18 protein-coding genes are annotated in these 24,943 nt (G+C 46.9%); 4 read left to right on the plus strand and 14 right to left on the minus strand.

Annotated features, from left to right (window positions below):
* Nucleotides 1–133: 133 nt before the first annotated feature.
* The 3 genes from acs to ACZ5ZC_RS18230 form a co-directional block, all read right to left on the minus strand.
* Nucleotides 134–2,086: an acetate--CoA ligase gene (gene acs / locus ACZ5ZC_RS18220; protein ID WP_124009035.1), complete on the minus strand. Its 1,953-nt coding sequence runs from the start codon at nucleotides 2,084–2,086 to the stop codon at nucleotides 134–136.
* 237 nt (nucleotides 2,087–2,323) lie between these two features.
* Nucleotides 2,324–2,953, minus strand: coding sequence for a 3'-5' exonuclease (locus ACZ5ZC_RS18225; protein WP_005382363.1), 630 nt, complete (start codon nucleotides 2,951–2,953; stop codon nucleotides 2,324–2,326).
* Nucleotides 2,954–2,988: 35 nt separating this feature from the next.
* On the minus strand, nucleotides 2,989–4,815 hold the full coding sequence (locus ACZ5ZC_RS18230; RefSeq protein WP_464932178.1) for a DUF294 nucleotidyltransferase-like domain-containing protein: 1,827 nt from the start codon (nucleotides 4,813–4,815) through the stop codon (nucleotides 2,989–2,991).
* Between the two features lie 230 nt (nucleotides 4,816–5,045).
* Here ACZ5ZC_RS18230 and ACZ5ZC_RS18235 point away from each other — a divergent pair, with 230 nt between their 5' ends.
* On the plus strand, nucleotides 5,046–6,233 hold the full coding sequence (locus tag ACZ5ZC_RS18235; protein ID WP_464932179.1) for a 3-phenylpropionate MFS transporter: 1,188 nt from the start codon (nucleotides 5,046–5,048) through the stop codon (nucleotides 6,231–6,233).
* A 134-nt stretch (nucleotides 6,234–6,367) separates the two neighbouring features.
* Complete coding sequence (locus ACZ5ZC_RS18240; protein ID WP_464932180.1) at nucleotides 6,368–9,799, plus strand: hybrid sensor histidine kinase/response regulator; 3,432 nt, start codon at nucleotides 6,368–6,370, stop codon at nucleotides 9,797–9,799.
* Nucleotides 9,800–9,890: 91 nt separating this feature from the next.
* On the opposite strand, the gene ACZ5ZC_RS18245 is transcribed toward ACZ5ZC_RS18240, so the two are convergent.
* The 5 genes from ACZ5ZC_RS18245 to ACZ5ZC_RS18265 form a co-directional block, all read right to left on the minus strand.
* Nucleotides 9,891–11,276, minus strand: a complete 1,386-nt coding sequence (locus ACZ5ZC_RS18245; protein ID WP_464932181.1) for a class II fumarate hydratase — start codon at nucleotides 11,274–11,276, stop codon at nucleotides 9,891–9,893.
* Between the two features lie 17 nt (nucleotides 11,277–11,293).
* On the minus strand, nucleotides 11,294–11,671 hold the full coding sequence (locus ACZ5ZC_RS18250; protein ID WP_005382370.1) for a hypothetical protein: 378 nt from the start codon (nucleotides 11,669–11,671) through the stop codon (nucleotides 11,294–11,296).
* A 201-nt stretch (nucleotides 11,672–11,872) separates the two neighbouring features.
* Nucleotides 11,873–12,355 (minus strand): hypothetical protein, encoded by a 483-nt coding sequence (locus ACZ5ZC_RS18255; protein WP_464932182.1) that lies wholly within the window; start codon nucleotides 12,353–12,355, stop codon nucleotides 11,873–11,875.
* Between the two features lie 256 nt (nucleotides 12,356–12,611).
* Nucleotides 12,612–14,339, minus strand: coding sequence for a sodium:solute symporter family protein (locus ACZ5ZC_RS18260; protein ID WP_005397550.1), 1,728 nt, complete (start codon nucleotides 14,337–14,339; stop codon nucleotides 12,612–12,614).
* Between the two features lie 12 nt (nucleotides 14,340–14,351).
* The gene (locus ACZ5ZC_RS18265; protein WP_005397548.1) at nucleotides 14,352–14,615 is read right to left on the minus strand and encodes a DUF4212 domain-containing protein; all 264 of its coding nucleotides are present in this window, start codon (nucleotides 14,613–14,615) and stop codon (nucleotides 14,352–14,354) included.
* Nucleotides 14,616–15,135: 520 nt separating this feature from the next.
* Here ACZ5ZC_RS18265 and ACZ5ZC_RS18270 point away from each other — a divergent pair.
* Nucleotides 15,136–16,881, plus strand: a complete 1,746-nt coding sequence (locus ACZ5ZC_RS18270; protein ID WP_047010251.1) for a potassium/proton antiporter — start codon at nucleotides 15,136–15,138, stop codon at nucleotides 16,879–16,881.
* A gap of 2 nt (nucleotides 16,882–16,883) precedes the next feature.
* Here ACZ5ZC_RS18270 and ACZ5ZC_RS18275 read toward each other — a convergent pair whose 3' ends face one another.
* From ACZ5ZC_RS18275 to aspA, 4 genes are all read right to left on the minus strand, one after another.
* A complete protein-coding gene (locus tag ACZ5ZC_RS18275; protein ID WP_005397542.1) occupies nucleotides 16,884–17,513 on the minus strand; it encodes a response regulator in 630 nt (209 codons plus the stop codon).
* 194 nt (nucleotides 17,514–17,707) lie between these two features.
* Complete coding sequence (locus ACZ5ZC_RS18280) at nucleotides 17,708–19,519, minus strand: protein-disulfide reductase DsbD (RefSeq protein ID WP_104974719.1); 1,812 nt, start codon at nucleotides 19,517–19,519, stop codon at nucleotides 17,708–17,710.
* A 161-nt stretch (nucleotides 19,520–19,680) separates the two neighbouring features.
* On the minus strand, nucleotides 19,681–20,988 hold the full coding sequence (locus tag ACZ5ZC_RS18285) for an anaerobic C4-dicarboxylate transporter (RefSeq protein WP_005382378.1): 1,308 nt from the start codon (nucleotides 20,986–20,988) through the stop codon (nucleotides 19,681–19,683).
* Nucleotides 20,989–21,163: 175 nt separating this feature from the next.
* On the minus strand, nucleotides 21,164–22,615 hold the full coding sequence (gene aspA / locus ACZ5ZC_RS18290) for an aspartate ammonia-lyase (protein WP_005397540.1): 1,452 nt from the start codon (nucleotides 22,613–22,615) through the stop codon (nucleotides 21,164–21,166).
* A 430-nt stretch (nucleotides 22,616–23,045) separates the two neighbouring features.
* Between aspA and ACZ5ZC_RS18295 the strand changes: the two genes are divergently transcribed.
* Nucleotides 23,046–23,564, plus strand: a complete 519-nt coding sequence (locus ACZ5ZC_RS18295) for an FxsA family protein (RefSeq protein ID WP_005397539.1) — start codon at nucleotides 23,046–23,048, stop codon at nucleotides 23,562–23,564.
* Between the two features lie 69 nt (nucleotides 23,565–23,633).
* On the opposite strand, the gene trmL is transcribed toward ACZ5ZC_RS18295, so the two are convergent.
* Both trmL and ACZ5ZC_RS18305 read right to left on the minus strand, forming a co-directional pair.
* Nucleotides 23,634–24,113: a tRNA (uridine(34)/cytosine(34)/5-carboxymethylaminomethyluridine(34)-2'-O)-methyltransferase TrmL gene (gene trmL / locus ACZ5ZC_RS18300; protein WP_005382381.1), complete on the minus strand. Its 480-nt coding sequence runs from the start codon at nucleotides 24,111–24,113 to the stop codon at nucleotides 23,634–23,636.
* Between the two features lie 136 nt (nucleotides 24,114–24,249).
* Complete coding sequence (locus ACZ5ZC_RS18305) at nucleotides 24,250–24,858, minus strand: superoxide dismutase (protein WP_005397537.1); 609 nt, start codon at nucleotides 24,856–24,858, stop codon at nucleotides 24,250–24,252.
* Nucleotides 24,859–24,943: the final 85 nt, after the last annotated feature.

Consider the following 24,943-nt stretch of genomic DNA (forward strand, 5'->3'; position numbering starts at 1 on the left):
TCGTTTCTGTAACCAAGTTAACAAAAACAACATAATTGCCATGTTCTTTGTGTGGCTAATTTGTGCGCAAAAGCAAAAAAACCGCCATGAGTTATGGCGGTTTTTAAAGTGCTTTTAAAACAGTTGGTTGAATTTATGCCAATTCTGCTTTCTCTGCGATAAGTTTGTCTACCACGCTTGGATCGGCAAGCGTTGACGTGTCTCCGAGGTTGCTTGTATCGCCCGTTGCAATCTTACGCAGGATTCGACGCATGATCTTACCAGAGCGAGTCTTCGGTAAGGAATCCGTCCAGTGCAGTACATCTGGTGTCGCGATTGGACCAATCTCTTTACGCACCCAATCTTTAACTTCTTTGTGCAGCTCAGCTGACGGGAATTCACCATCGTTCAATGTAATGTAAGCGTAGATAGCTTGGCCTTTGATGTCATGTGGAATACCAACAATCGCCGCTTCTGCAATCTTGTGGTGCGCCACTAGCGCTGATTCAATTTCAGCGGTACCCATACGGTGACCCGACACGTTTAGTACGTCATCAACACGGCCAGTGATCCAGTAGTAGCCGTCTTCGTCACGACGCGCACCATCACTGGTGAAGTACATCCCCTTAAAGGTTGAGAAGTAGGTCTGTTCAAAGCGCTCATGGTCGCCGTAAACCGTGCGCATCTGGCCTGGCCAAGAATCAAGGATAACCAAGTTACCTTCAGCAACGGTATCTTCAAGAATGTTGCCCATATTATCGACAAGAGCAGGCTGGACGCCGAAGAATGGGCGAGTCGCAGAGCCTGGTTTTAGATCGGTTGCCCCTGGTAGTGGCGCAATCAAGATGCCGCCAGTTTCCGTTTGCCACCAAGTATCGACGATAGGTGAGTTCTCGTTACCAATCGTTTTGTAGTACCACTCCCACGCCTCTGGGTTGATTGGTTCGCCCACTGAGCCCATGATGCGCAGGCTTGAACGAGATGTGCCTGCAACCGCTTCATCACCTTTTGCCATTAGCGCACGAATCGCGGTTGGGGCGGTGTATAGAATGTTGACTTGGTGTTTATCAACCACTTCACTCATTCGGCTTGTGCTTGGGTAGTTTGGTACACCTTCGAATAAGATGGTCTTCGCCCCATTTGCAAGTGGACCGTAGATTAGGTAAGTGTGACCGGTAATCCAACCCACGTCCGCGGTACACCAGAAGGTTTCGCCTGGTTGGTAATCGAACACATATTTGAAGGTCATCGCCGCGTAAACGAGGTAACCGCCTGTTGTGTGTAGTACGCCTTTAGGTTTGCCTGTTGAACCTGAAGTGTAAAGGATGAAGAGCGGATCTTCGGCTTTCATCTCTTCTGGTGGGCAAACGTCAGAAACGTTAGCTGTTGCTTCGTGCCACCAAACATCACGGTGTTCATGCCATTCGACATCACCACCTGTACGTTTAAGCACCAACACTTTATTGATGGTTTTTACGTCTGGGTTAGTTAGTGCTTCGTCCACGTTCTTTTTCAGAGGAACGGCACGCCCGCCGCGCACGCCTTCATCAGCGGTGATCACGACTTTTGCGTCAGAGTCGATGATTCGGCCGGAGAGTGCTTCTGGTGAGAAACCGCCAAATACAACGGTATGAACCGCACCGATGCGGGTACAAGCGAGCATAGCCACTGCGGCTTCTGGAACCATTGGCATGTATAAACACACCACGTCGCCTTTACGTACGCCTTGCTCTTTCAATGCGTTGGAGAACTTACATACTTCTTTGTGCAGTTCGTTGAAAGTGAGTGTTTTGTCGTCGGCTGGATCATCGCCTTCCCAGATGATTGCGACGTCATCCCCGTGTTCTTCGAGATGACGGTCAATACAGTTAGCCGAGACGTTCAGTGTGCCATCTTCAAACCAACGAATGTCTACATGACCAGTATCGAAAGAGGTGCTTTTTACTTTGGTGAAAGGTTTGATCCAATCAACGATTTTGCCGTGTTCGTTCCAGAAGCCCTCTGGATCGGTTACCGACTGCTGATACATGGCTAAGTAAGTATCATTATCCGCGTGTGTATGAGTTTTAATATTTTCTTTTACCGGATAAACGTGGGCTTCGCTCATGGCTTCTCTCCTTGTGCCTTATTTCTCGGCCTTACACCAATCTAGATAAGATTTTGAATATGTTTTTGTAGGGCTGTTTTTTGGTTCTAAATAACTTGGTCGTGGTAATGACGACGTTGTGCTTATAACTGTCAGTCACTGCGCGTATTTCCACAATTAGACTTTAGGATGAGAGTGAAGGAAGCGCCGTGAAATCGCTGAAACAAAAGTATTTCTGGGAGCTAGGTCAACTGATTTTTATGTATATGGCGCGGTTAGGTTGGGCAAATCGCCTTTCGTTAAGCGAACAAAGACCAAAGCGGCAGAAATCGCATCTTGTAAAGCGTCGTGTTTATCTTGGATAGGAAGTTCGAGGTGTTTACAAATCGCATCCAGACTTAAGTCGAAATAGGCATTCGGCAAATGTCTTTCCAGCTTGTCGTGATAAATCTGACTGACCTCGATGAGCGGGTTAGGAAGTGGAAAGCCAAGTTGCCTCAGACAAGCAAGATCTAAGATCTTTTTATCGTAACGAATGTGATAACCGACAAGTGGTCGGTTGCCGATAAAGTCGAGCAGCTCGAGCAGCGCCTCTTTTTCGCTAATCCCGTCGACTAAGTCTTGGTGGCGAATTCGATGAATTTTGACTGAGCCAGAATCGAGCGATTGCGGCGCGCGTAAGCGGACTTCAAATGGCTGACTAGTGATGATGCGGTTGTCGATGATCTTCGTGGCCGCAATGGTTACCAACTCGGCACGATTTGGATCAAGGCTGGTGGTTTCGCAGTCGAGAGAGACGTATTCCGTTTTATCGGGCGTGCAAAAAAGCGACTGATAAGGAGATCCTTTCAGTTTGTAGTGCCAGTATTTGCGTTGTAACCAGTTCATTGCCTACGCCTCTGTATGATTTATGAAAATCATGGTTAATCACGAATTTGATAGTGGAAGCCTAAAAATTGCTTAAATTTTTTCACTACATGTAAGCTGTGGCGAAGTAAATCACGCTCGGTTCTATCCAGTTGTTTAATATCAATGTTATTCAATGCTTCTTGCTTTTTGAGTTGTTGATTAAGGCGAACCTTAAAGAACAATTTCAGTGCTTCGTTGAGGTTATCTGCCGTTTCAGGCTCTAAGATGCGTTTTTTCCGAAGTGCTTCAATGCGTTCAAACGTGTTCTTCTCCTCAATGGCATATTCCAAAGACAAGGTGCGAATGCCGTGCACAATTGGGAAAATGCCGCCGCGTTTAATATCTAACCCGTCCTTAGCACTTTTTACGTTGCCAAACAGAGTTAGGGGCACAGAAAACTGCAAGGCAGGGCGAGTAAAATCAGACAGTATCAACATGCGATCTTTCATTGTGTCGCGAAGGTGGGCCGCGATTGGAGCCAGCAGCTCGCGATTTCCCGCAACAGCATGGGCGTCACTGAAAATGGCTAAGTCCATGATTTGTTGTGGTTCGGCTTTGGCTATCCAGCGGTCTAAGGTGTTTATCCACTCTTGCTGCGTTTTGACCCATTTCGGGTTGTTGACCATGACTTTACCCGGGCAGAGTGGGTAGCCGAGCTGTTGTAGAGTGTGCGTGAAGGATTGCATCACTTGTTCGCAATGAGGCCATTCCAAACCATCTTGAATAATTAGAGCATTGTCTTGGTCTGTCTTGAGAATTTGTTCTCCTCGACCTTCTGAGCCGAGCACGATTAAGCAGCAATGATCGTGCAAGGCTGGTGGAACCACTAACTCGAACGCTTTTTCGATAATTTGCTCGTTCACGGCGGAAATCAGCTCCATGATAAAGCGAGTGCGGATGCCGTTTCTCAATAAGCTCTCGACCAATTGACGTTGGCGGTTTGAGGCTAATGCGAGCTCTTCCACACTGCTTGCTCTGGCAATACTGAGCGTTAACACGTGAGAGTGGGTGGAGAACGCGCTGAGAATTTGGGTCATATCCAGCATGCCGACGGCTTGGTTGCCATCACATACCATGAGACGTTTCATTCGATTTCGGGTCATGGTGATCATGGCATTGAATAAAAAATCACCATCATCAACGTGATAGACAGGAAAGGTGGCGATATCACCAACAGGGGTATTGAGTGCGCTGCCATCTAACATCACGGAGTGCAGCATGTTGGTTCGCGTCACGATGGCGTATGGATGAGCCGAGGGCCATTTTTCTAATCGCGGATCGTCATCATTGAGTTTGACAAGTGCTGCATCGATCCCATTTGCTTTTAGGGTGTGCGTCACCTCGTTAATCGGCGTATTTGGCTCAAGGATCATCGGTGGGTGATAAATGCTGCGGTCCACTTTGGTGAGGATAAACTCTGCCAAGTTTTGTTGTTGGTGAGCGGCTTCGATGAGTTCTTGTCGCTTTGATAAATTGTTATCGAAATAGGCCGCAAACTGACCATTCTCGTTGTAAAGCGCCAGAAAGACGTCTTTCGGCAGCAGATAGGAGAGTGTGTCCTCAAGAGCGATGTATTGATGACGTATGTTGTCTTCAAGTAATGAGCGCACATCAAACATATCGTCGTTGGCATAATGCGCGAACACTTCCTGCTGATCTTGGGAGCGTTCTTCTACCGCGCCTTTGATCAGAATATGTAAGTGAGGGTTTTTCTGTCCGCAAGATAAAATAACATCTCGAGCTCGATAGTAGGCAACGTCCAGAGACGAGCGCAGTCGTGTCTGTTGTGCTTCGGTTAAGCGGTCGAACGGTGGAGATTGCATGTTAAATTTGTCAGGCATGAGAACACCCAATGATGGAAGGAACACTCTCTAAGTCTGACAAATTTCCTACTGGAAGCCAGACGACTTTGGTCTAAATCACGATGATTTCGCTTTAAGATGGCCAATGTCGCAAAGTTAGTATTCCATCGAGGAAACGATAAGTTGCCTATTCTTCCCTTTTTATAATACGCATAGCGATCCATAATTCCCGGTTCGAACGTTGATGTTCCCGTTTTAGGATATTAGTAATGTTGAAACCTTCTCCGTATGGCTGGATTTCCCAGTACTTTCTCGGATTCTTCTTTGCGTATGGCGTATATCTGCCATTTTGGTCACTTTGGTTTAAGGAGCAAGGTGTCTCTTCGACCGACATCGGTTTGCTAGTTGGGTTAGGTCTTGCGACACGTTGTGTCGCCAATATCGTGATCACCCCACGAGTGCACAAAGTTGAACACCTTATGCCTGCTTTACGTTGGTTGAGTTTCGCTGCCCTCCTTTTTGTTGGATTTCACTTTTTTACAGGTGGCAGTTTTTGGTTAATGGCGTTAGCGACGGTGCTATTTAACCTCTGTTGTGGACCGATTGTTCCATTATCGGACGCGATGGCAAACTACTACGCACGTCTGAAAATGCTCGACTACGGCCGTACGCGCTTATGGGGCTCGATCGCCTTTATCGCGGGTTCGACGGCCGTGGGTTATCTGGTGGCTGAATTTGGCTCTGATATGATCTTGTACACGGCGATGGCCGGGATATTAGTTTCGTTGCTATTTTCAATGCGTATGACTAACCCGATGCCCGTTACGCTTGATGGGCAAAGCGCGGAGCGTCCAAAACTGAGTGCTCTTTTGACAGACAAGCCGATACTTAAATTCTTAGTGTTGGTGTCATTAATTCAGGGCAGTCATGCGGCTTACTACGGTTTTAGCGCTATTCACTGGAAAGCCGCAGGTCATTCGGAAGATGTGATTGGCTATCTGTGGAGCTTGGGTGTTGCAGCCGAAGTGGCAGTGTTTGCGCTGAGCAAGCGTTTATTTGTCGGTTGGTCAATGCGTGCGTTATTTGTTGTTGCTGCCGTTGGTGTGATGTTGCGTTGGGGCATTACGGCATCGACAACGTCGATTGTTGCTTTGGTGATTGTTCAATTATTGCATGGCGTGACCTTCGCAACGGCACACATTGCTGCGATTCAATATATCCAAAACTCGGAAGAGAATAAGATAGTGGCGCTGCAAGCATTGTATAACGCGATTCCGCTAGGCGCATTCATCGCACTGATGACCGTGTTGAGTGGTTGGGGTTATGAGCACTGGGGACCACTTGTGTTCTGGGGCATGGCCGCGATGGGGTTATTGGCATTGTTCATCAAGCTAGAACCACAAGAGCCACATCATGTGGTCGATGTATCAGACAAGTCACTGGAAACACAGAATTAGACTTCTGTGACAAAGGTTAAAAACTAAGCTTTGTCTCCGTTGTGAAAGCAGTGTTAAATGAAACCTCTCCCTAATGGAGAGGTTTTTTTATTCTCTTGCTTTAAAACGGCAAGAAAGGCAAGAAAGGATATCGGATGCAAGGATGGCTGGTGGTTCCCGTTTCTTTGGCGTACTTGGGAGCCTTATTTATCATCGCGTGGTACGGCGACATTCAGAAAAGGTGGTTAGCACGCTGGCGGCCGTGGATTTATAGCCTTTCCATTGCGGTGTACTGTACATCGTGGACCTTCTACGGCACGGTCGGGCAGGCCAGCACTAACCCTTGGTCTTTCTTGCCCATCTATATTGCCCCCATTTTAGTGTTTACCATCGGATGGCGCGTTTTAGCTCGGCTTATTTTGATTGCTAAACGGGAACACATCACGTCGATTGCTGATTTTATAGGAGCTCGTTACGGCAAATCTCAAGGTTTGGCCGTAGTCGTTACACTCATTGCGGTTGCGGGAATTTTGCCGTACATCGCTTTGCAGTTGCGTGGTATCACCATGGGGCTAGAAATCATTGCCCCAGAACTGGCTACCGATTTTGGTTATCAAAACGATAGCGTGTCGTGGTTTGTCGTGGTCGCACTGGCAATTTTTACGATGCTATTTGGTACCCGGCACATTGATAACACGGAACACCATCGTGGGATGATGATGGCGATTGCCTTCGAATCGATTATCAAACTGTTGGCGTTTTTAGTGGTCGGTGTATTCATTGTTTGGTTGGCGATGAACACCGAGAATTTGAGCTTAGTTGATGTTGCCGCACAGACGTATCAGTCACCGAATATTCCGACGATATTGATTCATACCGTACTCACGATGCTGGCGATTGTTTGTCTTCCACGACAATTCCATACGATGGTGGTGGAAAACGAACGCGCGCAAGATTTGCATGTTGCTCGTTGGTTGTTTCCCATTTATCTGATCTTGATGGGGATTTTTGTTTTACCTATTGCGTGGGTAGGGCAAGGTTTGTTGAGTGGTGCTTCGCCTGATACTTATGTGATCAGTGTGCCAATGTCGGTAGGGGCGAGTGAAATCGCTTTGCTTGCATTTTTAGGCGGCACTTCGGCGGCCAGTGGCATGGTTATCGTGTCGACGATTGCCTTAGCGATCATGGTATCGAACGACTTGGTTATGCCACTACTATTGCGTCGCATGCGATTGACGCAGCGTAACCATCATCACTTCTCTGAATTATTACTGCGGATCCGCCGTGGTCTGATTTTAGTCCTACTAATTGGCGCCTGGGGTTTTTATCAAGCGTTAGATACCATTCACTCACTTTCAGCGATCGGCTTTCTCTCATTTGCGGCGATCACGCAATTCGCGCCTGCGCTGGTGGGCGGTATGTACTGGCGTCAAGGGAATAAGAAAGGTGTGTATGTTGGCTTGGCGGTAGGCTTTACCATTTGGCTGATTACGTTAATGAGCCAAACGGACATGCTTGCCGGGAATGCCAGTAACAACTTTTTGATTTGGTTGATCACCCCACCAGAGGTATTGGCTGGCTTTGACATTGCGATTTCAGATTGGGGGATGATCCTCAGCGTGGTCGCCAATGCAGTGTGTTTTGTCGTGGTTTCTATGACTACACGACCAAGCCTAAGTGAGCGCTTACAATCGGCATCATTCGTTGGTACGCCATTGCCTGAAAGCGAAAACATGAGCCTATACCAGAGTCGTGTTACGGTTGCGGAACTAGAAATGCTAGCGTCTAGGTTTGTTGGGCGAACGCGAGTAAAAGCGGCTTTTCAAGCGTATTGGAGCCAGCAACGAGAAGAGCTAATGCCGAATCAGCAGGCGCCATCTTCTCTGATTCGACATACCGAACGTGTATTAGCCGGGGTATTCGGCGCTTCTTCTGCTAAGTTAGTACTCACTTCTGCGTTGCAGGGAAGAAACATGCAGCTTGAAGAGGTGGCGACTATCGTCGATGAAGCCTCTGAACTGTACGATTTTAGCCGAGGCCTACTTCAAGGGGCGATTGAACATATCGGCCAAGGTATTGCGGTGGTCGATAAGCAATTACGCTTGGTGGCTTGGAACCAACGCTACTTAGAACTCTTTGAATTTCCGCCAGGCTTGATCCAAGTTGGGCGACCGATTGCGGATGTGATTCGGCACAATGCAGAGCAAGGTTTATGTGGCCCAGGCGATCCTGATGACCACGTCCGTCGCCGTGTGTATCACCTTGAGCAAGGGACTCGGCACACCTCTTCTCGGGTCCGCCCCGATGGTCGCGTGATTGAGGTACAAGGTAACCCAATGCCAGGTGGTGGCTTTGTGATGAGCTTTACCGACATCACCGTATTCCGAGATGCAGAGCAAGCGCTGAAAGACGCCAACGAGACATTGGAAGAAAGGGTACGTCTGCGGACTCGGGAATTAGAACAACTTAACAAGCAGCTGGTGGCAGCGACGCAACGCTCCGATTTGGAATCGAAGTCCAAATCACGGTTCTTGGCGGCAGTAAGCCATGACTTGATGCAGCCACTCAACGCTGCGCGCCTGTTCGCTTCTTCATTGTCGGAAGTAGCCAAAGACAGCGAAGCCAAAAAGCTGTCGGCTCACATTGAGAGTGCTTTAGAGGCGGCCGAAGACTTAATTGGAGACTTGCTGGATATTTCGCGTTTGGAGTCGGGCAAGCTGGAAGTCAACGTGCACGGCTTTGCGTTAAATGATGTGTTGTCGAATTTGAATGCTGAGTTTAGTGCGTTAGCCAAACAGCAAGGTATAGAGTTCACCATGATTCCATCCTCACTCATGGTGAAATCGGATCCCAAACTGCTGCGCCGTGTGGTGCAAAACTTCCTGACCAATGCGTTTCGTTACAACCCGAATGGCAAAGTCGCACTCGGTGTTCGCCGCGTGAAAGGGCGAGTGCGTATTGATGTATGGGATAATGGAGTGGGGATTGAAGAAGAGAAGCAGCAAGAGATTTTTGAAGAGTTTAATCGCGGAACTCAAGTTCGTTCCGACCAAGGTCTCGGACTTGGTTTGGCGATTTCGAAAGGAATTGCTCAGGTACTTGGGCATGAAATTTCGATGCGCTCTTGGGTTGGAAAAGGCAGTGTTTTTTCCATCACCCTAGATAAAGCTGATCATGTTCAGCCTCATCCAGTTCACGTGGCGATGAATAAGCAATCTGAACTTGGTCATCTGAGAATCCTTTGTGTCGATAATGAGCCTGACATTCTAGTCGGCATGGAAAACTTACTTTCCCGATGGGGTTGCGATACACGAGTTGCGATTGATTTAGTTGAAAGTCTACAAGCGCTTGAGGATGGTTGGATTCCGGATGTAATTTTCTCCGATTACCGACTTGATGATGGTCGTACTGGTTTAGAAGTGCTACAGCAATGCCGCCTGAGATTAGGCCACAGCTTTGAAGGCGTCATCATCAGCGCGGATCGCACCGATGATATGCTTGATGGCATCAAAGCAAATGGGTTCAGCTTTATTGCTAAGCCAGTTAAGCCGCTTAAGCTGCGTTCGGTGCTCAATCGAGTCGCTTAGGATTGGAGTGTTTGAAAAATAGCTATAAAAAGAGACCTCCGAATGGAGGTCTCGATGTTTGTAATCTTCGTTGATAGGCTGAGTTTGCCGTTTATTCTGCGACGCCGCCTTGGGTCAGTTTGGCTGGATTAAGCAATCGCTCTAGTGTGGCTCTATCTAAATCGGTTTCTTCTTCTGCGACATCAATAATCGCACGCCCCTGCTTATAGGCTTTTTTCGCGACTTCTGCCGCTTTTAGGTAACCAATGACCGGGTTGAGGGCCGTGACCAAAATTGGGTTTTTGGCGAGCGCTACATCCAAGTTATCTTGACGAACTTCGAATGTTGCAATGGCTTTATCAGCTAAAGCCGTTGCGCTGTTAGCGAGCAACTCGATGCTCTCCAATACGTTATGAGCAATGACAGGTAGCATGACGTTTAGTTGGAAGTTACCAGCTTGGCCCGCGACGGTAATCGTGGTGTCATTACCAATGACTTGCGCTGAGGCCATAGCTGCGGCTTCTGGGATCACAGGATTTACTTTGCCAGGCATGATGGAAGAACCCGGTTGCAAGCCTTGTAATTCAATCTCACCTAAACCAGCCAATGGGCCTGAATTCATCCAACGAAGATCGTTTGCGATCTTCATGATCGCAACTGCTGCTGTTTTGAGCTGTCCCGACAGAGCGACGATCGCATCTTGACTGCTTAAATTGAAAAAGAAGTTATCACTGGCCGTGAACTGAATACGAGTTGACTGGGTTAGGTTGCTAGCGAATAAGTTTGCAAAGCGTGGATCGGCATTGATCCCCGTTCCAACTGCCGTACCACCTTGGGCTAAGGCTTTTACCGCTGGCAGTGCTTGCTCAATCGCTTGCTTAGCATGGTCGATTTGGAACTGCCAACCGCCAAGCTCTTGAGCAAAGGTTATAGGCATCGCGTCCATTAAGTGAGTGCGCCCGGTTTTTACAACATCTTTCAGTGCTTGCTGCTTAGAATGTAGTGCTTGGCTGAGGTGTGACAAGGCCGGAAAGAGCTGTTTTTCAATGGCTAATGCTGCGCTAACTTGAATTGCGGTTGGCACCACATCGTTACTGCTTTGTCCCATGTTGACGTGATCATTAGGACTGACGGTACCGCCTAGATGCTGGGAGGCCAGTGTTGCAATCACTTCATTCGCATTCATATTTGAGCTGGTGCCTGATCCGGTTTGAAATACGTCAATTGGGAACTGCTCAATATGATTGCCCTCGATAATCGCCTGAGCTGCGTCAGCAATCGCATTAGCGATATCACCTTCAAGCAGCCCCAATTGTGCGTTGGTGAGTGCCGCAGTCTGCTTGATGTGTGCCAACGCTTGGATGAAGCCAGATGGCATCTTATGTTGACTGAATGAGAAGTTATCGACGGCGCGCTGAGTTTGGGCTTGGTAGAGTGCATCTGCTGGGACTTTCACTTCGCCCATACTGTCAGTTTCTATGCGGAATTCGGTGCTCATGGTAGGGATCCTTTTGGTTAATCGAGTGAGATTTGAATCAGGCGTAATTGTTGTTGTAATGCGAGAAATTTCACGTCGCCTTGTTCAAACTGATAGTAATAGCGTTTGAGACAGAATAATGGCGTATGGATAGAATCGAGACAGACACGACGGAAGATACGACTGCGAGTGGAGTCTTGAATTGCGTCTAGTAGATGGAAATAAACCTGACGCAAAAACAGCTCACACAACAATAGATTTTCTTCATCGGCATCGTGTTCATAGCAGGAAGACAACACCATTCCCCAATGAATATAGTCATGAATTACGTCTGGCTCAAAGCCGTGTGGTGCGGCGAGAAGGAATCTATCTTGTGCTTTAAAAAATGCGTTGAAGATGTCCCGTTTGTTGTCCATAACCACCTCCCGTTTAATGTAATGATAATTATTATCAATTAAGTGGTGGGTTGGCAACCCTTTTTAGAGTAAGAGGTTGTTGAAGAAAGACTTACGGAAACAAAAGCCGACGTAAAAGCGTCGGCAGAGAGGGAATTATTTAGTCCTGAGGTGACAATGAGGTATCGACGTTTTGGATATCGGTGTCTTTATCTGTGGCCATTACTCTGTAAATAAGGTTTCGTACTTCACAAACGCGGTTTGTGTTTCGCCGTAATAAAGTGTGCCTCCAGATTGAATGACGACTCTTAACCAACTTTTTGCGGATGCTGGTCTTGGTAAGGTAATGTACCAACTTTTTCCAGCCTGATCGGCGGGCTTCATATCAATCGGCTGAGCATTTTTCTCTTCGTCATTAACGATGGAAACTTTGACCCCTTCGAGTGGATAGGCGGCATTGAGTGACAATTCTAAGCCATTTTTCGTGAGCTGTTCTGAGCGAAACTTCACTTTAAAGTCGCCATTTTCCATGTCACACAGTCCACTGGTGTAACGACAGTTAGACTTACTCGCGAGTTTGTAAGTTTCCCCTTCTTGTGCCGCGTGGGGTTTCTCGCTGAGTGCCATATCGGTGCCGAAGTAGGCGATCAAAGAAAGAATCGGCGCAATCAGCAGAGCGAGAATAAAGTGCTTGTTTTTGAACATAAAATACTAATTCCATCAATTATCTGTTCATTTTAACTGGCTAAAATCATTAATAACTTCGTTAATGATTTTGAAGGTAGAGCAACTAGCTTGCTGCAATCTTTGCCTTGTTCTAAACGATTGTTTCTGCGTTCCCCGAACATATAACCAATGCCATTCCTGTGCTTCCTTGCTACGGCTCAGGGAATCTAATTATTAGAATAAGTTAGGTGAATAAAAAAGCCCCAAGTGGGGCTTTTGTGGCTTGCGTTATATTTTAGTGATCCACGGCATCGCCTGCACCAACAGGGACACGAACGTGTTCAACAAGATCTTTAACTTCTTGAGGTGTTTCCGCTGTAACTTTCGATACCGCGAATGCCACGATGAAGTTAAATAGGGCGCCGATAGCACCAAACGCGTTTGGCTCAATACCTAGGAACCAGTTGGTTCCCCAGCTTTCTAGATATTTCCAGTCAGCAACGAATAGGATGCCTTTGTGCTGGAATACGTAGAACAGTGTGATACTGATACCGGCAATCATACCGGCGATTGCACCTTCTTTATTGATGCCTTTGCTGAAGATACCCATCATCAACGCAGGGAAGATGGATGAGGCGGCAAGACCAAAGGCGAGCGCCACCGTACCAGCTGCAAAGCCTGGAGGATTCAATCCGAGATAGCCTGCGGCTGCGATTGCCACCGCCATCGAGATTCGGCTGGCAAGAAGCTCCTTCTTCTCGGATATGTTCGGATTTATAACCCCTTTAATTAAGTCATGGGAAATCGCCGACGAAATAGCAAGCAACAGACCCGCTGCTGTGGATAGCGCTGCAGCGAGGCCACCAGCGGCTACGAGTGCAATGACCCAGTTTGGTAGCTTAGCGATTTCTGGGTTTGCTAGTACCATGATGTCACGGTCAACTCGCAATTCATTGGTGTCAGGGTTTGAGGTGTACTCGATCAGGCCATCGCCATTCTTATCATCAAAGCCTAATAGACCTGTTGTTTCCCAGTTTTTGAACCAATCAGGGCGCTCATCATACGCAAGGTGTTGGCCCGGAGCTGGGTTAACGGTATCCATTAGGTTTAGACGAGCCATTGCTGAAACTGCTGGCGCTGTTGTGTATAGAATAGCGATGAACACAAGTGCCCAGCCTGCAGAAGTACGCGCATCACGTACCTTAGGTACCGTAAAGAAACGGATGATAACGTGTGGTAGACCCGCAGTACCGATCATCAATGACATGGTGTAAACGAACATGTTTAGTGTGCTACCGCGAACCTGCGTAGTGTATTCACTAAAGCCGAGTTCGGTCACCACTTGGTCGAGCCTATCGAGAAGATAAACATCGGTGCCTTGAATGGTACTCCCGAGGCCAATCTGAGGTAGCGGGTTACCTGTAAGTTGCAGAGAGATAAAGATTGCAGGGATAGTGTAAGCAAGAATGAGTACGCAATATTGAGCAATCTGCGTGTAAGTGATGCCTTTCATACCGCCAAGTACGGCGTACATGAATACGATACACATACCAATCAGTAGGCCTGTTGAGTAATCAACTTCTAGGAAGCGACCGAAGGCAACGCCAACGCCTTTCATCTGGCCGATAACATAAGTGACCGATGCGATGATAAGACAGATAACCGCCACGATACGTGCCGTGTTCGAGTAGAAGCGTTCACCAACAAACTCTGGCACCGTAAACTTACCAAACTTACGTAGATAAGGGGCGAGTAACAGTGCAAGCAGTACGTAACCACCCGTCCAACCCATTAGGAATACGGAGCCGCCGTAACCCATAAAGGCAATTAGGCCCGCCATTGAGATGAACGATGCCGCCGACATCCAGTCAGCAGCGGTTGCCATACCGTTAGCGATTGGGTTGACCCCGCCACCTGCGACATAGAACTCTTTGGTTGACCCCGCACGCGCCCAGATCGCAATACCGATGTAGAGGACGAAGGTTGCACCAACAACCAGGTAGGTAATAGTTTTCAAATCCATCTGAGTTACTCCTTACTCATCTACGCCGAATTCACGGTCGATTTGGCGCATCTTCCATGCGTAATAGAAAATAATACCTAGGAAGGTGTAGATGGAGCCTTGCTGAGCAAACCAGAAACCAAGTTTGTATCCACCTAATTGAAATTGATTAAGTACGTCGACAAATAAAATGCCGCAGCCGAAAGACACTACGAACCAGATGACCATAAGGCCAATCATGAGCTTCACGTTTTTGTCCCAATAGGCTTTGGCTCTTTCTTCGCTTTCAAATGCCATTGCCGTCTCCTTACGATTGGTATTGTTGTTAAAAAAATGTTTCAACATGTACATTAGCAAGGTGTTGCCAAGAACTCTTTTCAACTTTAGTCGGGGTATGAAAAATAAAAAACTCCCGTGATATGGTCGCTTAGAGAGAAGTTAGGGTTATTTATTAATGTTAAAAAGCTGTTAAATTAGCCAAAGGTCTAAGGAGAGAAATGATAAAAAGCACGAATAAGAGACGTGATTAATTTTTTCTTCATTGATTTTAGCGATCCTTAACAGAAACATTCTGCGTTCTTCTTTTTATCAATCAGCGAAAAAATTGGCGTGAAAAATTCACAAGTAATTTATTTACATAAAGTTTTCGTACCAAATCACCGTTTTAGCGCACAATAAAGTAATATAACTGAGTCATTCTCGTACAACCTCGCGCTTTGGGACGGTTTAAGGAGGAGGCAGATTAAGGCATTAACTTATTAACGAAGTCGCCTTAGCTCATCACAAGCATATCGTTTTTCATTAAGGGAGGGTGAGAATGGACGCAGACACCATTAACAGTTTTTTTCTTATAGGTGCGTTGTTAATCGCACTTAGCGTTCTTTTAAGCCCAGTTTCCTCTAAGTTGGGAATCCCAATTCTTTTGGTATTTTTAGCCGTTGGAATGCTGGCGGGGGAAGACGGTTTAGGCGGTATTTTATTTGATAATTTTTCGATCGCTTACTTGGTCAGTAACCTCGCATTAGCCATCATTTTGCTCGATGGTGGTATGAGAACACGGGTTGCCAGCTTTAGGGTGGCGTTATGGCCTTCGGTGTCCTTGGCAACGTTTGGGGTTGCGATCACCACTATTTTGACCGGACTGATGGCAACGTGGTTATTCGACTTAGACTTGCTGCAAGGTATATTAGTTGGCGCGATTGTCGGCTCCACAGATGCTGCCGCGGTTTTTTCTCTACTCAAAGGTCGTAGTCTTAACGAACGTGTTGGCTCAACGCTGGAAATTGAATCCGGCACCAATGATCCTATGGCGGTGTTTCTGACTGTTACTCTGATTGCTATTTTAGCGAACCCAGATGCAGATTTGAGTGTGGGCTTTTTGGCGCTCAGTTTTCTTAAGCAGTTTGGTATTGGCGCTTTACTCGGTTTTGCTGGTGGCTGGATTTTGTGGAAGGTCATCAATCGTAATCAACTGCCGGATGGCTTATATTCGATTTTAACCGTCAGTGGTGGCTTGCTGATTTTCGCTTTATCTAATGCATTAGGTGGCAGCGGTATTCTGTCAATTTATCTGGTTGGTTTACTGCTAGGTAATCGTCCAACACGCAGCCGCCATTCCATTCTTCATGTGCTAGATGGCATGACGTGGCTAGCTCAAATCGGTATGTTCCTCGTGCTTGGTTTATTGGTTACGCCTTCCAACTTGCTCTCTATTGCGTTGCCTGGTTTGGCGCTGGCCTTTGGGATGATTTTATTTGCCCGTCCAATCTCGGTTTGGATCGGTTTACTGCCATTCAAGAGTTTCACACCACGTGAAAAGTGGTTTGTTTCTTGGGTGGGCTTGCGCGGTGCTGTCCCAATTATTCTGGCGGTATTTCCAATGATGGCAGGATTGCCAGATGCGCAGTTGTACTTCAATTTGGCGTTTTTCGTGGTAATGGTCTCTTTGATTGTACAAGGTGGCACATTGACTAAAGCGATGTCTCTGGCGAAGGTAGAGCTACCTTCTAAACCTGAGCCAATTTCACGCACAGGTGTGGAGATTTACCCAACTAGTGAGTGGGAACTGTTTATCTATAAGCTTAAAGCGGATAAATGGTGTATTGGTGAACCATTGCGTAGTCTTTCGATGCCGGATGGAACGCGCATCGCCGCAGTATTTCGCAATAAGGCGTTATTGCATCCGTCAGGCAGCACGCGCCTCGAAGAAGACGATACCTTGTGTGTGTTGGCGCAAGAAAAGGATTTGGATGCTCTGAGCTTGCTATTCAGTGAAGCGCCTGAGAAAGCGTCATTGGCACGATTCTTTGGTGATTTCTTCCTAGATATTGAAGTGAACCTTGCCGATATTGCGATGATGTATGGCTTGAACTTGGGCGATGAGTCACTCGATAAAAGCTTAAGAAACCTTGTAGAAGAACAATTGGGGAGTACACCAGTGTTAGGGGACCAATTCGAGTGGCAAGGCTTGCAATGGATCATTGCCGATGTCGTTGACCAACAAGTCACCAAAGTAGGTATCCGTTTGCCAAGCGAGCAAAGCCTGCTCGCTGACGAGGAGTGAGCCTAGTCGTTCATCTCCGTTAGCATGATGACGGCTTGTGTGCGGTTTTTTACGCCGAGCTTGCGGAAAATCGCCGTCATGTGTGCTTTGATGGTGGCTTCTGAAACATTCAATTCGTAGGCGATTTGTTTGTTCAGTAAGCCATCTGACAACATCCCCAACACCTTATATTGCTGTGGCGTTAGCGCGGCAATCTTCTCCGCTAAGTCATTACATGCCGCGTTATTGGTGATCAGCCCTTCAGGAAAATACGGGTCGCCATTGAGCACTTGATTGAGAGCATTCACCAATTCGCGCATGTCGCTCGATTTAGGAATAAAACCAAACGCACCATGGCTTTTCACTTGTGTCACGATAGCTGGCTCTTCACTAGCCGAGACGACGACGATTGGTAAGTCTGGGTGCTCTGCTCGCAAGTGAATCAAGCCAGACATACCATTTGCTCCTGGCATTTTGAGATCCAATAGCACCAAATCTGGCTCTTCTTCTCGCTCTAACAAAGCCAGTAGTGCGTCGAGTGAGTCCGCTTCAAGCAAATTTGCCCCACTGATTGCCATGTGGATAGATTGAAACAAGGCATTACGGAAGAGTGGGTGATCATCTGCAATGATGATGGTGTAGGTCGAATCCATGACGTTAAACACTTTTGACTATTTCGTTAAATTTATTATTGTCCAGCTTTGAGATAGTGGACAATATTTATTCGCTAAAAGTCTGAACCAAATCGACTTTTATTAGGAAAATTGCATATAAGCGCAATTTTCTCATTCAAATCTGGGTAATAAAAAACGCCAGTGGTCATCACTGGCGTTTGAATATCTGATGATCAGAATTGTTGGATGTGCTCTAAGAAAGGCTCGGCTTGCATAAAGCCGGTTAAACGCGCGTTTGAAATGTGTTCGCCATTCGCATCCCAGAACTCGATGGTTGGCAAGCCAAGCACGTTCATGTGTTTGAGTAACTCAATATCTTGCACTTGGTTCTTGGTTACATCAGCTTGCAGAAGAACAAAGTCTTTTAGCTTGGCTTCGACGCTTGGATCATGGAAGGTGTACTTCTCAAACTCTTTACACGCCACACACCAATCGGCGTAGAAGTCGAGCATCACAGGTTTGCCAGCTGCTTTGGCTAGCGCTAGTTGTTCTTCCAACTCTGCAACATTGGCAATGCGTGTAAAGCTTACGGAAGTTTGTTGAGCTTGCGTTGCGTTATTACCAAACCAGTAATTTAATACTGGCTGTGCTGACGCGAGCAAACCCAATACGGCGATGATGCCAACGGCGCTTTGTTTCCAGCCACCAAACTCCAAGCTGTTTTTCACATGATACAGCCAACCAAAGGCAGCGATGCCCAGTGTTGACCACAGAATTGTTGACCACATTTCTGGCATGATGCGTTCCAACAAGAAGATAGGCGCAGCAAGCAGAATAAAGCCGAACAGCGTTTTCACGCGGTCCATCCAACCGCCGGCTTTTGGTAGCAACTTGTTGCCAAATACCGCTACAAGGATCAACGGAATACCCATGCCCATCGCCAGCGCGTAAAGGGCGACCCCACCAGTGAGTAAGTCGCCACTTTGTGCGACGTAAAGCAGCGCACCAGAGAGTGGGGCGGTAGTACACGGAGAACAAACCAAGCCAGATATTGCCCCCATTGCAAACACGCCAGCACTGCTACCACCTTGCTGCTTGTTACTTAAGTTATTCAGCCACGTTTGCACGCTGCTTGGTAACTGCAATGAGTACAGACCAAACATCGACATAGCTAATGCGATGAACAGTACACTCAAACCAATCAGCACATAAGGGTGTTGCATCGCCGCTTGGAACTGCATGCCCGCAGACGCCACTACAAGGCCGAGCAGCGTGTAAGTCAGCGCCATGCCTTGTACGTAAACAAATGACAAACCAAGCGCACGACGTTGGCTCAGTTTGCCGCTACCAAGCACGATGCTGGTGAGAATGGGATACATCGGCAGTACACAAGGGGTAAATGCTAGACCCACACCAAGTGCCAAAAACAACAACGGCGTCCACCACTTGTCGGCTAGATTCGCGGCTAAGCTATCTTGCTCACTGACTGGTACTGAAGTGGTGGTTGATTTTGTTGTTGGCTGTGCTTGTTCTGTCGCTGGTGCCTTGGCAGTCGGTGCTACGGTGTCGGAACTGGATGAAGAAAACGCGCTGATTGGAATCTCACGTGTTTCTGGTGGGTAACAGAAGCCCGCTTTCGCACAGCCTTGATATTGCACAAGGACGCGCGCGCCCTCTTGCCAATTACTCAGTGGGATATTGACAAATAGTGGTGTGGTATAGATATGCACATCACCAAAGAATTCATCTTTATGTGGCGTGCCGTTTTCCATTTGCAGTTCGCCCAGTGAGATGTTCTCACCAGACACAGATAAACGCTCTTGATACAGGTAATAACCATCGCGTACCTGCCAATCGAGCATCAATTTGTCGTCTTGCTGGTAGAAATTAAACGGAAATGCCTGATCGACCGGAACAAAGCTGTCGCTGCTGCTACCAAAACTGTTGTTCTGGCTATTGGTAAACTGGTCTTTGCCAAATAAAGCTAAAGACGGAGTGGAAAAGGTAATGAGCCCTAAGAGTAAAACGGAAAGTAATGCGCGCATAAAAGAGTCAATTCATCTTAGATAATTGCCGTTAGTGTAACTCAATCAGACCCGGAGGCGAGTCAATAAGTTTCATGAAAATGAAGATTTATTGAGCATAAATCAAGACAACAGGCAATAAAAAAGGGAGCCGAAGCTCCCCGAGTAAGACTCTGTTTCTACTAGATCAGTAGACCACCGAATGCGAAGCCAAGTGCTACCGCAGAAGCAATGGTTACCACACCAGGTACAAAGAATGGGTGGTTGAATACGTACTTACCGATACGAGTTGAACCCGTGTCGTCCATCTCAACCGCTGCTAGAAGCGTTGGGTAAGTTGGCAGTACGAATAGCGCACTTACTGCTGCGAAAGATGCAACGGCGGTTAGTGGTGCCACACCGATAGCAAGTGCTGCTGGCATCAGCGCAACCGTGGTTGCACCTTGCGAGTAAAGCAGCATAGACGCGAAGAATAGAACAAGCGCTAGCATCCATGGGTAGTCTGCTAGTAGTGCTCCAGCGACTTCTTTGATGCCGTCAACGTGCGCGTTAACGAACGTAGAACCTAACCATGCCACACCAAGAACACACACACACGCTGTCATACCAGAGCGGAATGTTGCTGCGGCTGGAATTTTGCCAGCGTCGATTTTACAGCTCATTACGATAGCTGCCGCGGCTGCTAGCATTACCGTCATGATAGCTTCGTTACGACCTAGAGCAGGGTTCTCGATAAGGCCAACAGAGCCAGAAATTGCTGCTGCGTAACACACTACGAATGCGATTGCGCCTAGGAAGATGAACGTCGCTTTCTTCGCTGTTGGTAGGATTTCGCGTTTTGCTTCTGTATTTAGCTTGATTAAGCCTTTTTCTAGACGCTCTTGGTATTCAGCATCGTCTTTTAGCTCACAGCCCATGAAGTTCGCCACGAACGCACCGATCATGCACGCGATGAACGTGGTTGGGATACAGATTGCTAGTAGTGTTAGGTAGTCAACGCCAAATGGGTGCAGCATTGCCGCAAACGCTACAACAGCCGCTGAGATTGGCGAGGCAGTGATCGCGATTTGCGATGCGACAACCGCAATAGACAGAGGACGAGAAGGGCGCACACCTTGACCTTTCGCGACTTCTGCAATTACTGGCAAAGTAGAGAATGCCGTGTGGCCAGTACCCGCCATTAATGTCATTAGGTAAGTTACGATAGGCGCATAAAAGGTGATGCGCTCAGGATGCTTGCGCAAAAAGTTTTCAGCAACTTGCACCATCCAGTCTAAACCACCTGCCACTTGCATTGCTGCGATAGCCGTGATGACCGACATGATGATCAAAATTACGTCAACGGGAATGTAAGCTTGGCTTGTTGGCACGCCTAAGATCAAAGACAACGCAATGACCCCAGCACCACCGGCAAAACCAATGCCGATACCACCGATTCTTGCCCCCAAATAGATGAAGAGCAGAACCACGAAGAGTTCGACCATGACCATATTGATACCTCTTTAGTTTTTATTTGATTCTGATTTTTTGAACACTCAGGAACAGGAGTAAATGCTCAGAGAATTAGAACCCAGTGGCCTAATGGCAATAAAAGCATATAAAAAATGTGGTTAACCGTATGAGAGCCTAAAAAAGGGGCCTGAGTGGCCCCCTTCTAATTAGTTATTACTCGTAGCGTTTCGCTTTGTAAGTTGGATGCATGAAGTTTTCGACTGACAAGATTTCATCAAGCTCTTCTGCGGTTAGCAGGCCGCGCTCTAGCACAACTTCGCGAACACTCTTACCGGTTTCCGCACAAATCTTACCTACGATGTCACCTTCGTGGTGGCCGATGTATGGGTTTAGATAAGTGACGATACCGATAGAGTTGTAAACGTAGTTTTCACAAGTCTCTTTGTTGACCGTGATGCCGTCGATACATTTATCACGTAGGTTCACACACGCATTGTGTAGTAGAGAGATAGACTCAAACATGCTTTGTGCGATAACTGGTTCCATTACGTTTAGCTGTAGCTGACCGCCTTCTGCTGCGAAAGAAACCGTGTTGTCGTTACCTAGAACTTTAAAGCAAACTTGGTTTACTACTTCTGGGATAACTGGGTTTACTTTTGCTGGCATGATTGAAGAACCTGCTTGCATTTCAGGTAGGTTCAATTCATTTAGACCAGCGCGTGGGCCAGAAGAAAGTAGACGAAGGTCGTTACAGATCTTCGATAGTTTCACCGCTAGACGTTTTAGTGCACTGTGCGTCATTACGTATGCGCCACAGTCAGAAGTCGCTTCGATAAGGTCTTCTGCCGCAACAACGTCAAGACCTGTTACTTCCGCTAGGTGTTTTACTGCAAGAGCTTGGTAGCCAGTCGGTGTATTTAGACCTGTACCGATTGCGGTTGCGCCTAGGTTGATTTCTAGGAGTAGTTTAGAGGTGTAATCTAGAGCACGAATCTCTTCGTTTAGTGTTACTGCCCAAGCGTGGAACTCTTGACCTACAGTCATCGGTACCGCGTCTTGTAGCTGAGTACGACCCATTTTCAGTACATCTTTAAACTCAATTGCTTTAAGTTCGAATGCGCCTTTTAGGTACTCAATTGCTTCCATTAGTTTGTGTACGCTGTTGTAAACCGCGATACGGAAACCTGTTGGGTACGCACAGTTGGTTGATTGGCTCTTGTTTACGTGGTCATTTGGGTTAACAAATTCGTATTGACCTTTCTCTTTACCCATTAGCTCAAGCGCAACGTTTGCGATCACTTCGTTTGTGTTCATGTTCACGGAAGTGCCCGCACCACCTTGGAATACGTCTGATGGGAACTGATCCATGCACTTGCCAGTTTCTAGGATCAAATCACACGCTTCGATGATGTAGTTTGCAACGTCTTTTGGAATCGCACCAAGTTCTTTGTTTGCCAACGCCGCTGCTTTTTTGGTCATTACCATACCGCGTACAAATTCTGGTACGTCAGAGATGGTCATATTAGAGATGTTGAAGTTCTCGATCGCACGTAGCGTATGAATACCGTAGTACGCATCTGCAGGGACATGACGTTGACCTAATAGATCTTCTTCAATACGAGTGGCTGGGTTTGCTGTTTTTGGAGCATCAGATAGGGTAGCCATAGCAGGATCCTTAGATGATAATTCTGATAATAAAGTTATTTATTAGCCATTTCTGCAATCTAGAATCCATTCATCAGAATTTTTGGCTGGAAAATCCGTCCTGACTTATGTGGCACATGATACTGCACCTAGCGCATAAAAATAGTAACTAGATCACCTTTTTCGTTTTTCATGAGTCAATAATTTGCAAAGTATGAACGGGTTATTAATAACCCTTTATGGGTACTCGATTTTCCTCGACAAACATGGGTTTTTAGAGTTCGAAATTAGCACTTTAAAAGCACGAAAAAATCGGTATGCAATTGAATGAAACACTCCACTACCACTTTTTCTGCGTAGGAAGAGACCAGTATGAACACGCTTTTTTACAACGATTCGTTTGAGCTTAGTCTGCTTTTACCATTACACTGAATTAAACAAAGGAGGGCGTGTGTTTCCTATCTTATTATTGGCGTTTATTTTTGTCCCGATCATTGAAATCGGCTTATTTATTCAGGTGGGCGGCTTTTTAGGTTTGTGGCCGACTATCGCATTAGTATTAATCACGGCATTTGTCGGTGCATCGTTGGTGCGCAGCCAAGGCATCCAAACTCTGATGTCTGTGCAGGGGCGTCTGGAACAAGGTGAAATTCCAGCCCAGCAAATTTTTGAAGGCGTAATGCTAGCGGTGGCTGGCGTGCTGCTGTTAACACCGGGCTTTATGACCGATGCTCTTGGTATGCTGGTGTTGCTTCCTGCGCCACGCGCCGCGATTGCCAAATACTTGATGAGTAAAATGGTGGTGAAAACCATGCATGGTGGTGGCTTCCAAGGTGGTTTCTCTAACCAAGGGCCATTTGAGCAAGACCCGTTCCGCCGTGACCCATTTGATTCCCAGTCAGACGATGGCAATACCTTTGAAGGGGAATACGAGCGTAAAGACGATGATGATCGCAACAAGCTCAACTGATTGAGTCAGAGAGTAAAGAAAACAAAAGGGCGCACGAGCGCCCTTTTTTGTGTCTGAAAATCGTGGTGCTTACAACGCGCCTTCAAACCCCATTTGACGCCATGCTTCAAAAGCAATGATCGCAACGGCGTTCGAAAGGTTTAGGCTGCGCGCATCTGGCATCATTGGAATGCGGATACGCTGCTCCATTGGCAAGCTATCGATGATTTCAGCAGGCAAGCCACGAGTTTCTGGACCAAACATCAATACGTCACCTGCTTGGTATTGTGCATCAACGTGGTGACCTGTGGTTTTGGTGGTGCAGGCAAACAATCGGTAGTTACCTTGTTTCTCTTTCTCTAAATATTCTAAGAATGCTTGATAGTTCTTATGACGCGTTACGCGAGCTAAATCATGGTAATCCAAACCAGCGCGGCGGACTTTCTTCTCTTCAAGATCGAAACCCAGAGGTTCAATTAAGTGAAGGTTTGCACCGCAGTTGGCACAAAGTCGAATGATGTTGCCGGTGTTCGGCGCGATTTCTGGTTCGTATAAAGCGATATCAAACATGGTATTGAAATAGAGTTGGTCAAATAGAGGGGCAGTATATACCCAAGTCAGCAAGATATGCGAGATTCAGCAAGATTGACCTGGGTATGAAAGCAGTCATTAGCGCGGCCGCTAATACCGTAAGTATCGATGCTCTTTATAATAGAGCGTGAGCGTAATTTTCTTCAACCGCTCGCCAATTAACGACGTTCCACCATGCATCAATGTATTCTGGGCGACGGTTTTGGTAGCTGATGTAATACGCGTGCTCCCACACGTCAAGAGCGAGAATTGGCTCGCCGCGTACATCCACTACGTCCATCAGAGGGTTGTCTTGATTGCTGGTGGACGTAATGTGAATCTCACCATCTTTTACGATCAACCATGCAAAGCCAGAACCAAAAGTATTAATCGCGGCTTGGGCAAACGCTTCTTTAAATTGCGCAAAGCTACCAAATTTATCGTTAATTGCCTGAGCAAGTGCGCCTTGAGGCTCACCGCCACCGTTTGGTGACATGCAATTCCAATAAATGATGTGGTTGTAGTAGCCGCCGCCATTATTACGCACTGCAGGGCTGAGCTTAGAGATATTGTCAAAGATCTCGTCTAATGACTGAGTTTCGAGCTCGCTCCCTTCAACGGCACTTACGAACTTATCGAAATAAGTCTTGTGATGTTTGCTGTAATGCACTTCCATCGTTTTCGCGTCGATGTAAGGCTCTAGTGAATCGTACGGGTAAGGCAGAGCGGGAAATGTATGTGACATAGTAAATCCTCCTTAATTGGAAAATTCACTTTAATGCTAACGATAATTATTATCAACTTTGATCTTTGTAAGGGTATTCGAAGGC

This window comes from Vibrio sp. JCM 18905, assembly GCF_055393305.1.